The organism is Alloalcanivorax marinus, from assembly GCF_016785095.1.
Lineage (GTDB): Bacteria > Pseudomonadota > Gammaproteobacteria > Pseudomonadales > Alcanivoracaceae > Alloalcanivorax > Alloalcanivorax marinus_A.
Map to the genome: position 1 here is coordinate 52,192 of NZ_JAEKJB010000010.1, position 13,241 is coordinate 65,432.

General features: G+C 66.2%; 13 protein-coding genes. 9 read left to right on the plus strand and 4 right to left on the minus strand.

Features of this window, described 5'->3' with window-relative positions:
• Positions 1–33: 33 nt before the first annotated feature.
• Positions 34–720 carry a hypothetical protein gene (locus JF515_RS13870; RefSeq protein ID WP_203105053.1) on the minus strand — a complete coding sequence of 229 codons (687 nt, stop codon included), beginning with the start codon at positions 718–720 and terminating at the stop codon, positions 34–36.
• Between the two features lie 260 nt (positions 721–980).
• Here JF515_RS13870 and acnA point away from each other — a divergent pair, with 260 nt between their 5' ends.
• Together acnA and JF515_RS13880 are read left to right on the plus strand one after the other, a co-directional pair.
• The gene (gene acnA / locus JF515_RS13875; protein WP_338015226.1) at positions 981–3,731 is read left to right on the plus strand and encodes an aconitate hydratase AcnA; all 2,751 of its coding nucleotides are present in this window, start codon (positions 981–983) and stop codon (positions 3,729–3,731) included.
• Positions 3,732–4,122: 391 nt separating this feature from the next.
• Positions 4,123–4,674 (plus strand): hypothetical protein, encoded by a 552-nt coding sequence (locus JF515_RS13880; RefSeq protein WP_203105055.1) that lies wholly within the window; start codon positions 4,123–4,125, stop codon positions 4,672–4,674.
• Here JF515_RS13880 and JF515_RS13885 read toward each other — a convergent pair.
• A complete protein-coding gene (locus JF515_RS13885; protein ID WP_203105056.1) occupies positions 4,656–5,537 on the minus strand; it encodes a LysR substrate-binding domain-containing protein in 882 nt (293 codons plus the stop codon). The genes JF515_RS13880 and JF515_RS13885 overlap by 19 nt on opposite strands.
• 92 nt (positions 5,538–5,629) lie before the next feature.
• Here JF515_RS13885 and JF515_RS13890 point away from each other — a divergent pair, with 92 nt between their 5' ends.
• From JF515_RS13890 to JF515_RS13900, 3 genes are all read left to right on the plus strand, one after another.
• On the plus strand, positions 5,630–6,652 hold the full coding sequence (locus tag JF515_RS13890) for a YeiH family protein (protein WP_203105057.1): 1,023 nt from the start codon (positions 5,630–5,632) through the stop codon (positions 6,650–6,652).
• A 76-nt stretch (positions 6,653–6,728) separates the two neighbouring features.
• A complete protein-coding gene (locus JF515_RS13895; protein WP_203105058.1) occupies positions 6,729–6,998 on the plus strand; it encodes a hypothetical protein in 270 nt (89 codons plus the stop codon).
• Positions 6,995–7,630 carry a GNAT family N-acetyltransferase gene (locus JF515_RS13900; protein WP_203105059.1) on the plus strand — a complete coding sequence of 212 codons (636 nt, stop codon included), beginning with the start codon at positions 6,995–6,997 and terminating at the stop codon, positions 7,628–7,630. The genes JF515_RS13895 and JF515_RS13900 overlap by 4 nt, the downstream gene beginning before the upstream one ends.
• Positions 7,631–7,784: 154 nt before the next feature.
• Here the strand turns inward: JF515_RS13900 and wrbA are convergent, their stop codons facing one another.
• Both wrbA and JF515_RS13910 read right to left on the minus strand, forming a co-directional pair.
• A complete protein-coding gene (wrbA, locus tag JF515_RS13905; protein WP_203105060.1) occupies positions 7,785–8,384 on the minus strand; it encodes an NAD(P)H:quinone oxidoreductase in 600 nt (199 codons plus the stop codon).
• Between the two features lie 98 nt (positions 8,385–8,482).
• Positions 8,483–9,718 carry an oxygenase MpaB family protein gene (locus JF515_RS13910; protein WP_203105061.1) on the minus strand — a complete coding sequence of 412 codons (1,236 nt, stop codon included), beginning with the start codon at positions 9,716–9,718 and terminating at the stop codon, positions 8,483–8,485.
• A 105-nt stretch (positions 9,719–9,823) separates the two neighbouring features.
• Between JF515_RS13910 and JF515_RS13915 the strand changes: the two genes are divergently transcribed.
• From JF515_RS13915 to JF515_RS13930, 4 genes are all read left to right on the plus strand, one after another.
• Positions 9,824–10,432 (plus strand): TetR/AcrR family transcriptional regulator, encoded by a 609-nt coding sequence (locus JF515_RS13915; protein WP_203105062.1) that lies wholly within the window; start codon positions 9,824–9,826, stop codon positions 10,430–10,432.
• Positions 10,429–11,421: an AraC family transcriptional regulator ligand-binding domain-containing protein gene (locus JF515_RS13920; RefSeq protein WP_203105063.1), complete on the plus strand. Its 993-nt coding sequence runs from the start codon at positions 10,429–10,431 to the stop codon at positions 11,419–11,421. Before JF515_RS13915 ends, JF515_RS13920 begins: the two co-directional genes overlap by 4 nt.
• A 103-nt stretch (positions 11,422–11,524) precedes the next feature.
• Positions 11,525–12,397: a fatty acid desaturase gene (locus tag JF515_RS13925; protein WP_203105064.1), complete on the plus strand. Its 873-nt coding sequence runs from the start codon at positions 11,525–11,527 to the stop codon at positions 12,395–12,397.
• Between the two features lie 38 nt (positions 12,398–12,435).
• A complete protein-coding gene (locus JF515_RS13930) occupies positions 12,436–13,215 on the plus strand; it encodes an NYN domain-containing protein (protein ID WP_203105065.1) in 780 nt (259 codons plus the stop codon).
• Positions 13,216–13,241 lie beyond the last annotated feature (26 nt).

A 13,241-nucleotide genomic window follows, 5' to 3' on the forward strand; every position in this document is an offset into this window, starting at 1 on the left:
TTGTTCCACAAAAGCCCCATTACAACGGATTCCTCAATCCCCGGCCAACTGTTCCTTGCGCAGCTCTTCCATGAGGTCACGCAGGCGCCGCCGCTGGCGCCGGCTGGCCAGGCGTTTGCTGTCCCAGGTGTCCGGCACCAGCAGATGGCCCCGCTTGGTTTCGTGGATCAGGAAGCGCCGCTCCACGCCGATCGGAAGATCGTCGGAACCGTAGATCGCCACCACCTGGACGGTCAGGGCCCGGGCCCGCACGATGCGCTCGTCGCCGTCACCCGCTTCCAGGGACACGCCCCGGGCCCGGCAGACCCGCTCGATGACATCCCCGAAAGCGCCGATATGCAGGAATTCGCCGGGCGCCAACGGCCCCTGCCGGGTGCTGTCGCGTAATGAATCCGGGGCCGTGCCGTGACGCTGCTGGCGGTCTTCGTCGCCCTGCTCGTAATCCTGTTCCAACTCGGTGACGTCGGCGCGCAACACTCCCCGGTCGGTTTCCAGCCACGCCACGATGTGCTCCACGAACACCGATTCCGCGCTCATGTTGCTGATCAGGCACAGGGCGTTGACGCTGCGATGCTTGCCCCGGTTGATGACAATGCGCGGCCGCCGCTGGCGGCGGTAGCTCTGGTACAGCAACTGAGCATAGACCAGCCAGATCAGCAGGGTGCCGAAGCTGATCATCACGCTCAGTACTTTCTGGTGTTGTGAAATCCAGTCGAACATGGGTTCCCTCCTCGCTATTTGCGCGCAGCCTAACGCGGCTCACCGGGCCACTTTGCGAAAAGGTGTAAAACCGCGCCGTCCAGGCAGGTCGCCGGCGGGCGCCGCCAGGCCACGGCGGACCTGGCCGCGGCATCGACCGGGACCATCGCGGCGATAGGCGCGACGGCCCGCCGGGCTGGTTCATGTGCCCGCCATAAGGGCGTACTATCATGGAGTTACAACCCCCCAAGCGAACGACTCGCCAACTAAGGAGGTGCGCAGTGACACGGATTGGCCAGGACACCCTGAACAGCGCCAAGACCCTGGACGTCGGCGGCAAGACCTATCATTACTTCGATCTTAACGCCGTCGCCGACAAGGGCTGGGGTGATCTCAGCAAGCTTCCCTTTACCCTCAAGGTTCTTCTCGAAAACCTGCTCCGCCACGAAGACGGCGACACCGTCACCGCCGAGGATATCGAGGCGCTGGTGCGATGGCCCGAGAAGCGCGCCTCCGACCGGGAGATCAACTACCGCCCGGCCCGCGTGCTGATGCAGGACTTCACCGGCGTGCCCGGCGTGGTGGATCTGGCGGCCATGCGCGACGCCATCGCCAAGGCCGGCGGCGACCCGGAGCGGATCAATCCGCTGGCGCCGGTGGATCTGGTCATCGACCACTCGGTGATGGTGGACAAGTTCGGCAACCCGCAGGCGTTCGAGCAGAACGTGGAGAAGGAATACGAGCGTAACAAGGAGCGCTATCAGTTCCTGCGCTGGGGTCAGAAAGCCTTCAATAACTTCCGCGTGGTGCCACCGGGCACCGGCATCTGCCACCAGGTGAACCTGGAGTACCTGGGCCGCGGTGTGTGGTCCAGCGACACCGACGACGGCAAGACCTTCGCCTACCCCGACACCCTGGTGGGCACCGACTCCCACACCACCATGATCAACGGCCTGGGCGTGCTCGGCTGGGGCGTGGGTGGCATCGAGGCGGAAGCGGCCATGCTCGGCCAGCCTGTGGCGATGCTGATCCCCGAAGTAGTGGGCTTCAAGATGACCGGCAAGCTGCGCGAGGGCGTCACCGCCACCGACCTGGTGCTTACCGTCACCGAAATGCTCCGCCAGCGCGGCGTGGTCGGCAAGTTCGTGGAATTCTTCGGCGAGGGCCTGGCGGATCTGAGCCTGGCGGACCGCGCCACCATGGGCAACATGTCGCCGGAATTCGGCTCCACCTGCGCCTTCTTCCCCATCGACGAACGCACCATCGAATACCTGGAACTCACCGGTCGGCCCAAGCAGGACATCGCGCTGGTGGAAGCCTACTGTAAACAGCAGGGGCTGTGGCGCTACAACGACAGCCCGGAACCGGCTTTCAGCGACACCCTGGAGCTGGACCTGGGCGAGGTGGTTCCCAGCCTGGCCGGCCCCAAACGGCCCCAGGACCGGGTGCCGCTCACCGGCATCAAGCAGACCATTACCGACATCATCACCGAGCAGCTGGACAAGGACGACAGCGAAATCGCCAAGCTTGAGGGCGAAGGCGGCCAGACCGCCGTGGGCAACCACGAACCGAGCTCCGGCGTGGAGGTGACCATGGACGGCCAGACCTTCCATCTCGACCATGGCGACGTGGTGATCGCCGCCATCACCTCCTGCACCAACACCTCCAACCCCAGCGTCATGCTGGCCGCCGGCCTGGTGGCCAAAAAGGCGGTGGAGAAGGGACTGACCCGCAAACCCTGGGTAAAAACCTCCCTGGCACCGGGCTCCAAGGTGGTCACCGACTACCTGGCCAAGGCCGGTCTGCAGGAGTACCTGGACCAGATCGGCTATGACCTGGTGGGCTACGGCTGTACCACCTGCATCGGCAATTCCGGGCCGCTGCCCGACGAAATCGACAAGGCCATCGCCGAGGGCGACCTCACCGTGGCCTCGGTGCTGTCCGGCAACCGTAACTTCGAGGGCCGGATTCACCAGAGCGTGCGTACCAACTGGCTGGCCTCGCCGCCGCTGGTAGTGGCCTTCGCCCTGGCCGGCACCGTGCGCATCAACATGGACAAGGACCCGATCGGCCGCGACAAGGACGGCAACGAGGTCTATCTGAAGGATCTGTGGCCCTCCAGCAAGGAAATCCAGGATGCCATGGTGGCGGTGAACACGGAGATGTTCAGTAAAGAATACGCCAGTGTGTTCGACGGCGACGAGACCTGGAAAAGCCTGCCGATTCCGGAATCCAAAACCTACGAATGGAATTCGAAATCCACCTACATCCAGAACCCACCGTTCTTCGATGGCCTCACCGAGGAAGTGGACGACGTGGAACCGGTGAAGAGCGCTCGCATCCTGGCGATGCTGGGCGATTCCATTACCACCGACCACATCTCCCCGGCCGGCGCCATCAAGGCGGACAGCCCCGCCGGGCATTACCTGCAGGGCCACGACGTGGAGCCCATCGACTTCAACTCCTACGGCTCCCGGCGCGGCAACCACGAGGTGATGATGCGCGGCACCTTCGCCAATATCCGCATTCGCAACGAAATGACGCCGGACATCGAGGGCGGCTACACCAAGCACCTGCCCGGCGGCGAGGAAATGCCCATCTACGGCGCCGCCATGCGCTACCAGAAAGACGGCATTCCCACCGTGGTGGTGGCCGGCAAGGAATACGGCACCGGCTCGAGCCGCGACTGGGCCGCCAAGGGCACCCGCCTGCTGGGAGTGCGTGCGGTGATCGCCGAGAGCTACGAGCGCATTCACCGCTCCAACCTGATCGGCATGGGCGTGCTGCCGCTGCAGTTCCCCGAGGGCACCACCCGCAAAACCCTGAACCTGGACGGTAGCGAGGAAGTGGACATCCCCAACCTGGGCAACGACCTCAAACCCGGCCAGGAAATCGAGGTGGTGTTCCGCAAGGAAGGCGGCAAGGAAGAGCGGGTGAACTGCATCAGCCGGCTGGACACCGGTGCCGAGGTCACCTACTTCAAGAACGGTGGCATCCTTCACTATGTGCTGCGGCAGATGATGGAGGGCTGATCCCTCTTCTCACCCCACCCGCAACGACAAGGGGCGCTCCGGCGCCCCTTTTTTCATGGTTCATCGCGCTTTGGCGGAAAACCCGCGAAAGCGCTATCCGGGGCCCATACAGCTCCGCTTCCTTTAAGCGCCAGAGCCGCGCGAGACAAGCCACCCCGCCCGATCCACCTTTGCGCAAGCCGCATAAATCTTGCCGTCTTGGCGAATTTGTTTGGTGGTTTCCCCGACTTTTAAGGACCCTTCAAAACGGGAGCCGGATTCGCTCTGACTTTATATAAAGAGCGAAAACCCTCTTTCCAGGGGGTGCTCTGCATTAATGACCCTGATTTCCAGTATTGCGTTAAAGCAATAAAAAAGGACAAGGACGGAAGTCGGAATCATGAATCAGCCCATGAAAAGAGCACCCCGCGTGCACTCCTTTTTGTACATCTATCGTAATCACACCGGCGAGTTCTGGTGGTGCGCGGTCCCCTGGCTGGACGGCCACGGCCGCCGCCGGCAACGGCGCCGCTCCTTCCGCGACCGCCGCTACGGCAGCAAGGCGGCGGCCCTGGAGCAGGCCCGCCAATGGCGCGACCAAGCCATCCAGGACCCGGCGGTACGCGCCGCCATGGGCGACCGTCGCCCGTTGATGCTGTACGCCAGCGACGACCAGGACGACCCGGCGGAAAATACCCGCAATCCCTTCGGCCTGGTGGGCGTCACCGTGACCTTCCGCGACAAGCCCCTCGGCGGCAACTTCTCGGTAACCGCCAACCGGGGCCGCAAGCGATGGTTTTCGATTCGCCGCTACGGCGGCTTCGGCGCCTTCAAACGCGCGGTGATTCAGCGCTGCCAATGGGTCGGCGCGCCGGTGCCCGACGACCAGGAATTGCGCCAACGCTACCAGCATTGGGCGAACCGCAACCGCCATGTCCTGCGCCGTTACGGACTCGACCCCTGAGCCGCCCCCTCCAGTAGCAGCGTCTCCAGCGCCCGTTCCCCCTCCCCCGGCGAGCGCCGCCGGTGACGCAGAAGATACAGCGGCCGGCGCAGCTCCGCGCCGGCCCCTGGCACCCGCGCCAGACGACCGTCTTCGAGAGCCCGGGCGGCGGCGATCAGGCTCACGTAGCCCACCCCGGCGCCGGCCAGCAACGCCTGGCGCACCGCCTCCCCGGCCCCCAGTTGCAGCAGGCGCTCGGCGGGCGGAAACGCCTCGCCCAGGCGCGCCTCGATCACCGCCCGGGTTCCCGAGCCCGGTTCGCGCATGACCCAGGGCCAGGATGCCGGATCCGGCCCCAGGACCGCCGCCAGCGACGGAGCCGCCACCCGCACCAGGGTGTCATCCCGCCAGCGCCGTACCGCCAGCAGGCGATGGGACACCGGCCCCTCCACCAGCGCCAGTTCGGTTTCCAGGGCCAGCAGGCGGGCCACGGCGGTGCGTGTGTTGACCACGTCCAGCCGCACCCGGGCCGCCGGGTGGCGGGCCCGGAAATCGGCCAGCAAGGGAGGCAGATAGTAATTGCCCAGTGTATGGGTGGCCGATAGCTCCACTTCCAACTCCGGCGTTTCGAACAGACGCTCACAGCGAGCCGCCTGCTCCAGCAGGGCACGGGCTTCCGGTCGCAGGCGCCGCCCCGCCGCGTTCAGGTGCAGCCCCCGCCCGACCCGGTCGAACAGGCGCTCGCCCAACCGATCCTCAAGCTGGGCCAGTGCCTGGCTTACCGCCGGCTGGGTCAGGGCAACCTGGCGGGCGGCGGCGGCGACGCTGCCGCTATCGGCCACGGCGAGAAACAGGCGCCACTGGCGCAAGGTGGTGTCATTCATAAGTTTATTTTAGTTATATCTTTATATTTATTAAATATATTTAAGCCGATCACATTGCCATAGTGGCTTCGAATCCATCACGGAGCCCGACCATGCTGACCCAGGCCCTTCCCCGTCGCCCCGACTGGCCGTTCGTTGCGTTGATCCTGGCCTGCGGGATGGCCGGGATGGGCCTGGCGGCCACGCCCCTGGCCCACGCCTGGGGGCTGGGAGCACTGGCCCTGGCGCTGCTGATCGGCCTGCTGGTGGCGCAGCCCCTGCCGGCACCGTGGCGTGAACGGGCCATTCCGGCCCTGGCCCTGTTCAAGGGCCCGGTGCTGAAAACCGCCATCGTGCTTTACGGGCTGCGCATTCCGCTGGACGCGGTGGCCCGGCTCGGCCCCGGAGTGTTGCTGCTGGACGCGCTGCAGATCCTGGCCAGCCTGCTGCTGGCCGCCTGGCTGGGGCCACTGCTGTTCCGCATGCCACGCAACGCCGCCCTGCTGATCGGTGTCGGCAACGGCATCTGTGGGGCCGCCGCGGTGCTGGCCGCCGAGCCGATACTGCGTGGCCGTGACCGGGACGGCGCCATGGCGGTGGCGGCGGTGGTGGTGTTCGGCACCCTCAACATGCTGTTGCTGCCGGTGATGTTCCATCACTGGCCCGGGTTGTTCGGCGACCCCGCCGACTATGCCCTGTTCACCGGTGCCACCGTGCAGGAGGTGGCCCAGGTGCTGGTGGCGGCCCAGGCCATGTCGCCGGCGCTGCTGGACACTGCCCTGCTGGTGAAGATGGCCCGGGTGATGATGCTGGCGCCGGTACTGATGGGCCTGGCGCTGATGCTACGCGGCGGCGCTGCCGGCGCCACCGCCCGCCGGGTTCCGGTGCCGCCGTTCGCCCTGCTGTTCGCGCTGGCCATGGTGGTCAACGGCTTGATCGGGCTGCCGGACGCCCTGCGCCCGGCCCTGGCCAGCCTGGACAATCTCCTGCTCACCCTGGCCATGGCCGGGCTGGGACTGAGCACCCACCTGAGCCTGCTGCGCCAGGCGGGCTGGCGCCCGCTGGCCCTGGGTGCCCTGCTGTGGGCCATGCTGCTGGCCGTGGCCGGCGCCGCCCTGAGCACCGGCCTGATCTAACGCCGACGACGGGCGGCACTGTCCGGGCACCGAACCTCTGCTAGACTCGACGTTTTAGCCCTGGGGGAAGTCTTCCATGCGTTTGCTCTGGCCATTGCTGCTGATCGCCCTGGCCGCGCCCGCCCTGGGCGCTGAATCCCGGGACGAGGGAGCCACCCGGGCGGCGGCGGAGGAAGCCGGCGACGCCGCCCGCCGCGAGCAGGCGGAACTGCGCGACCGCGCCGAGGCCCTGCGCGAACAGCAGGCCACCACCGACGCCCTGCTGGAAAAACAGGAGGCTTACCTGAAAGCCCTGGAACGCCAGGTGGAGGCCCTGAAACAACAGCGGCGGGACGGCGCCTCATGATCCGCGCCCTGTGGCGGTGGCTTACCGGCGCCACCGCGCCGACCGAGCCAACCCCGGCGAGCCGGGCCGCCGAGCCGGCCAGCGCGCCGGCGCCCGCCGATGCCCCCGATGCCCCCGATGTCGACGATGCCGACGATTCACCCGACGCGCCGGCGGCCCTGCCCGGACTGCCCTTCCTGATCCGCCCCTTCGAGCCCGCCGACGGTCCCGCTCTGGTGGCGGTGTTTCAGGCCGCCGTGCACACCACCGCCGCCGACCACTACGACGCCAACCAACGGGCCGCCTGGGCCGCCGGCGCCGACACCCCCGGTTTCCAGGAAGCGCTCGCGGACGGTCTGACCATGGTGGCGGAATGGGATGGCCGGCCCGCCGCCTTCGCGCAATTGGTGGAACGGCGCGTCACCTTCGTCTACGTGCATCCGGAAGCAGCCCGCCTGGGCATCGCCACCCTGCTCTATCATCATCTGGAGGACGAAGCCCGGATACGGGGGCTCGACGAATTGGTGACCGAGGCGAGCCTGGTGGCGCGGGATTTCTTCACCTTCCTCGGGTTCGAGGTGGACGGCGAGGAAAGCGTGCAACGGCGCGGCGTCTCTCTGCCCCGCTGGCGCATGCGCAAGCGCCTGGCCTGAAACTTCGCCGGCCTCCCGCGCGACTCCGCATGTTGCGGGGGGCGGTTGGATCACGCGGTAGGAGCGAAAACGCGATGAACAAAAAAAACCGCCCGGGGGAGGGCGGTATAAGGGGTAAGAATCAGCGCTATGAGTTCTTACACGAGAGGAAATCTCAGAGTTTCACGGTCAGCTTCGCGACCTGCTCACCCTGGTAACGGGCCAGGGACAATTCCTTGGCACTGGGCTGACGGCTGCCGTCCGGCCCGGCCAGGGTACCCGCCCCGTAGGGCGAGGCACCGTGGGTTTCGCTAATATCGTTCTGCTCCTGGCCCGGGTCCGCGTAACCCAGCGGCACCAGGATGAAGCCGTGGTGGGCCAGGGTCAGCCAGGTGGAAATAATGGTGGTTTCCTTGCCGCCACCGGTGCCGGTGGAAGTAAATACGCTGGCCACCTTGCCGGCCAGAGCCCCCTGGGCCCACAGACCGCCGGTCTGATCCCAAAAGGTGCGCATCTGACCGCTCATGTTGCCAAAACGGGTGGGCGTACCGACGATCACGGCGTCGTAATCCTTGAGTTCCTGCGGACTGGCTTCCGGAGCGTTTTGGTCGGTCTTGCCGCCGGCCGCCTTGAACGCGTCCTCGGGCATGGTTTCCGGCACCCGCTTGATGGTCACTTCCACGCCGTCCACGCCACGGGCGCCCTCGGCCACGGCGTCCGCCAGTGACTCGATGTGTCCGTACATGGAGTAATACAGCACCAGAATCCGTTTCATCGCTCTAAGCCTCGTCCATTTCCGAAAGAGATTAGAACTGTACAGATAAAGCTGGTGTGAAGGGACGAGGGTGAGAAGAACGGATTGATCGGATTTTTTTATAGATCCGCCCGCACCAGCCCGGGATCGCCCTCGGCGAACAGATGGCGCAGGGCGGCGTTCTGTACACGCCGACCATGACGTTGCTGCCAGCGACGCGCCCCCGGCAGGTAACGCAGTAGCATATGGCCGACGAAACGCGGCACCAGGGTGGCGAGCGGAAACCAGGGGCCAACGTTGTCCGGCAGGCCGAGCTGACGCATTTTCTCCCGGTTCAGGAAATAGCGGGTGACGCTCAAGTGCCTCCAGTAGGCCCAGCGCCGGCGCGCCCCGGCCCAGCGCGGGAACGATTGCGACAACGGCTCCCGGGACAGAGCCCGGCCCAGTTCCTGGCTGGTCCAGTCCGGGCGGCTCTGGGTCATCATGGCATGGTGCAACAACACGATGCCATCCCGCTCCCGCTCCACCAGCCAGCGTTCGTCCACGCCCATCAGCCAGCCGGCGTATTTCCACAGGTGCATGACCGCCCGGGATTCCCGCGCCGTCACCGGAATCCCCATCTTGCGCAGCCCGCCCAGCATCACCACGCAGAAGCCCAGATAGGTGGCGGCCATATCCACCTGGTTGAGCGGCAGGCCCCAACGGGCATGCTCCCACTCGTCGCGACGATCCAGGTTACGCCGCACCAGCCCATGCACCATGCGCACATGCAGCGTGCCCCGATACCCTTCCCCACCGGCCAACAGGCCGCCCTCCTCGGTGCAATCGATCCACCATTTTCCAGTCTCCGCCACCCGCCGGGCGGTGCCCTGGCTGAGCGCGCCGGTGAGCACCAGGGACTGGTTGAAGCCGGACAGCAAATAGCCGCCCATCAGCGCCAGATCACGCAGCACGTAAGGCGCGGCCATGCCGGTGGATTGAATGAAACGGGCACCTTCGTCCACCAGGGCCGGGTCCAGCCAGGACGGTGCCGCCACCCGGTCCATGAACGCCTTCAACGGGGCCGGACAATCCGGCACCGCCTCCACGCCCTCGCGCACCGCCGTTTCGAACAGGGGGCGCGCCCGGGCCGGGCCATACTCGTACATCCATTCGATCAGGGCATCCATGGCCGGGTCGCCCACCCACAGATCGTCCAGCGCGGTCTGGTATTCCTCGCGGCTGGGCGCCAGTTCCCGGCCCAGAAGACGGCGCAGCCAGGCCGGAGTCGGCGTGGCGGTCTTTTCGAACGGTCGCGCCCGGGTCGGGGCGGATACTGGCACGGAACAGGTGGTCGAGGGGGCCGGTGCGTTCATGGGGCTCTCCTGGTGGCTTTGGCCTGGTGGCTTTGGCGGGCACTTGCTCATGATCGCACCTTAATGCGAATATCTATTCGCGTTCAATTCGCGTTTCGAGGCCCCATGCGTAAACAGCCACGGCAAAAACGTTCCCGGGAAATGGTGAAAGCCCTGGTGGAAGCCACCGGTCAGTGCATCCAGCGCCACGGCCTGGACGACACCACCACGGCGCGTATCGCCGAACAGGCCGGCGTCAGCGTCGGTTCGCTGTACCAGTACTTCGGCGACAAGGACGCCCTGATCGCGGCACTGCTGGACCGCCTCGCCGAGGACATCGCCGCCGGCCTGCGGCGGCTGCCGCTGATGGCGGTCACCGACCTGGGCGAGATGGTGCACCGCTCGATCCGCTTCGGCTTCTCGGTGCTGCGCTCCCGGGACGGGCTCTATCTGGAGCTGGTGCGCAACTGGCATCGGCTGCCCACCAACCGGGTGGTGGACCTGCTGCAGCAGCATTTCATGGAACTGTCGCGGCTGTATTTTCTGCGCCACTATCGGGATTATCCAATCGAGAACCTGGAGGTGCGCGTGTTCATCGTCACCAACAGCGTGCTGTTCACCATGGTGCGCCACGTCAGCCAGGGCGATCTGATCGATGAAGAAGAGCTGGCCCGGGAACTGACGCGCATGGTGGCCGGGTACCTGGGACAACCCCCGCAAGGTGACCCGCCGTGAGCCCGGATCTGGCGCTTACCTACTGCCGCATGATCGCCGACACCCTGGAGACCAATGACGCCGGGCGGACCATTCTGCTCGAAGGCACCGGCATCAACGCGGCCACTCTGGAGCAAGGCGAGGGTTTCATCGACTGGCCCGGTGCACGCCGGCTGATCGCCAATGCCCTGGCCCTGTCGCCACGGCCGGACCTGGCCCTGCGCACTGGCCTGCGCGCCCTGCCCGCCATGCATGGCCCCATGGGCATGGCGGCCATGGCCAGCGCCACCCTGCGCGACGCCATGCTGCTGTTCGCGCGCTTTAACAACACCCGCACCCGGGTGTTCAGCACTCATCTGGAAGAAGACCGGGAGGCCATTACCCTGCGGCTGGATTTCATCGAGCCCCAGGACTACGCGGTGCGCTTTCTCACCGAATCGGCGCTGGCCTCCGCCTTTGCCTGCCATATCGTGCTGCGTGGCCGCCCCATCAAGGACGGCGCCGTGCATTTCAACTATCCGCCGCCGGAGCACGCCGTCCTGTATCGGGAAGCGTTCGCCGGCATCCGGGTGCAATTCGACGCCCCCCGCGTGGCGTTGACCTTGCCTGCTCACTACGGTGACGAGCCGGTGCCCAGCCACGACCGGGATTTGCTGTGGATGGCGGTGCGCCAGTGCGAGGCCCGCCAGGAAGCACTGCGCCGGCACGGCTCGTTCAGCGACCAGGTGCTGGCGCGGCTACGCGCCGAACCGGAACCGGACCTGGTGGCGGTGGCCGGGACGCTGCACGTCAGCCCGCGCACTCTGATCCGCCGGCTCAAGGCCGAGGGCACCCGTTTCCAGGCCCTGCGCGACCGCACCCGGGCGCAACGGGCCGCCGAACTGCTGGGCCTGCCCCACTACACCGTGGCGGCGGTGGCCCGGGAGTTGGGTTATACCGATGTGGCCAGTTTCCGACGCGCCTTCCGGCGCTGGTATGGCACCCACCCCAGCGACTTCCGCCGTTCCTGAACCCGCGCTGTCACTTTTTATCCCCCTGTTGGCAATTTCCGTGTCTGCCCGTCGTCGCCTTCCTGGTAAACACTGTGTGCACGTAACGAGGCGGAGACCCGTGATGTACAGCGACGCGACCGACACCCTGGAAAAACAACGGCTGGCCCGGCTGCGGCTGTCCCCCACCCTGGCCTGGCCCACGGTGGCGATTCTGATCGGCAGCGTGGCCACCATCGCCGCCAGTTGGGTGCTGACCATGAACCATCTCTGGCCGCTGTGGGTGGGCATGGTGGTCAACGGCGTGGCCGGCTACGCCTTGTTCACCCCGGCCCATGAGGCGATTCACCGCTGCGCCGCGCGCAGCCCGAAAATGAACGACTTCCTGCTGGCGGCGGCCACCTTCGTGGCGGTGCCCTTCGGCCGGGGCCGGTTATTCCGGCTGCTGCACATGCGCCATCACCGCTTCGCCAACGAGGAGAACGACCCGGACCACTGGATGGCCCGCAGCCTCTGGACCATGCCGCTGTGGGGCCTGTGGCCCTACTTCTACGTGATCTTTTTCCTGCGTGATCCAAACCGGGTGCCGGGCCTGAAGGTGTCCGAGGTGGTCCGTGAAATGCTGGTGGCCGGCGCCATCATCGCCGCGCTCTGGGTATGGGCGCCGTTCTATATGCTCACGCTGTGGCTGATCCCCACTTACCTGGCGTTCTTTCTCATGTGTCTGGTATTCATGGTGCTGCCCCACTACCCGCACACCGGCCGCCAGGACCAGGACCCGAACCGCACCGCCCTGATGCGCATAGGCCAGGAATGGTGGCTCACGCCGGTGCTGATGTATCAGAACTACCACCTGATGCATCACCTGTACCCGACCATTCCGTTCTACCGCTACGGCAAGGCCTGGAAGGCGCGGGAAGCGCACCACCGGGCGCACTCCGGCGCCATGATCGTCGGCCCCTTCGACCTGGGCCCGCGTACCCGACCGCGGGCATGACTGGTACAGTGGTCGGATTCCATTGCAAGGAACCGACCATGGCCAACCAAACCGACGCCCCCCAGCAGTTGGCGGTGTTGATCGACGCCGACAACGCAGCGCCGGCGATTGTCGAGGGGCTGTTCGAGGAAATCGCCAAGTACGGCACCGCCACCGTGAAACGCATCTACGGCGACTGGACCAAGCCCAACCTGGGCGGCTGGAAGCAGGTGCTGCTGGATTACTCGATTCAGCCGGTGCAGCAGTTCGCCTACACCACCGGCAAGAACGCCACCGACAGCTCGCTGATCATCGACGCCATGGATCTGCTTTATACCCGGGCACTGGATGGCTTCTGCCTGGTCAGCAGCGACAGCGACTTCACCCGCCTGGCGGCGCGGCTGCGGGAAGGCGGGCTGATCGTCTATGGCTTCGGCGAGCGCAAAACGCCGAAGCCCCTGGTGGCCGCCTGTGACAAGTTCATCTATACGGAAATCCTGCGCGCCGACCACGACGGCGGCGAAGCCGCCGGTAGCGACGGCAAGCCCGCCGGCAAGGAACAGGCCGCCACCGGCGGCAATCAGGAAAAACCGCCGCTGAAACTGATCACCCGGGTGATCGACGATATCGCCGACGAGGAAGACTGGGTGCACCTGGGCGCGCTTGGGCAGAACATCAACAAGCGCCGACCGGAGTTCGACACACGGTTGTATGGCTTCAAGAAGCTTAGCGACCTGCTGCGCGCCTACCCGAAGCAGTTCGAGGTAGCGCCGGTGGGCGGCGGCAACAACGCCCTGAGGGTCAAAAACGTGCGCAAAAGCGGCGGCAAGAGCGGTTAGCGGCAGGCGCCGGCGTGCCGGCGCCC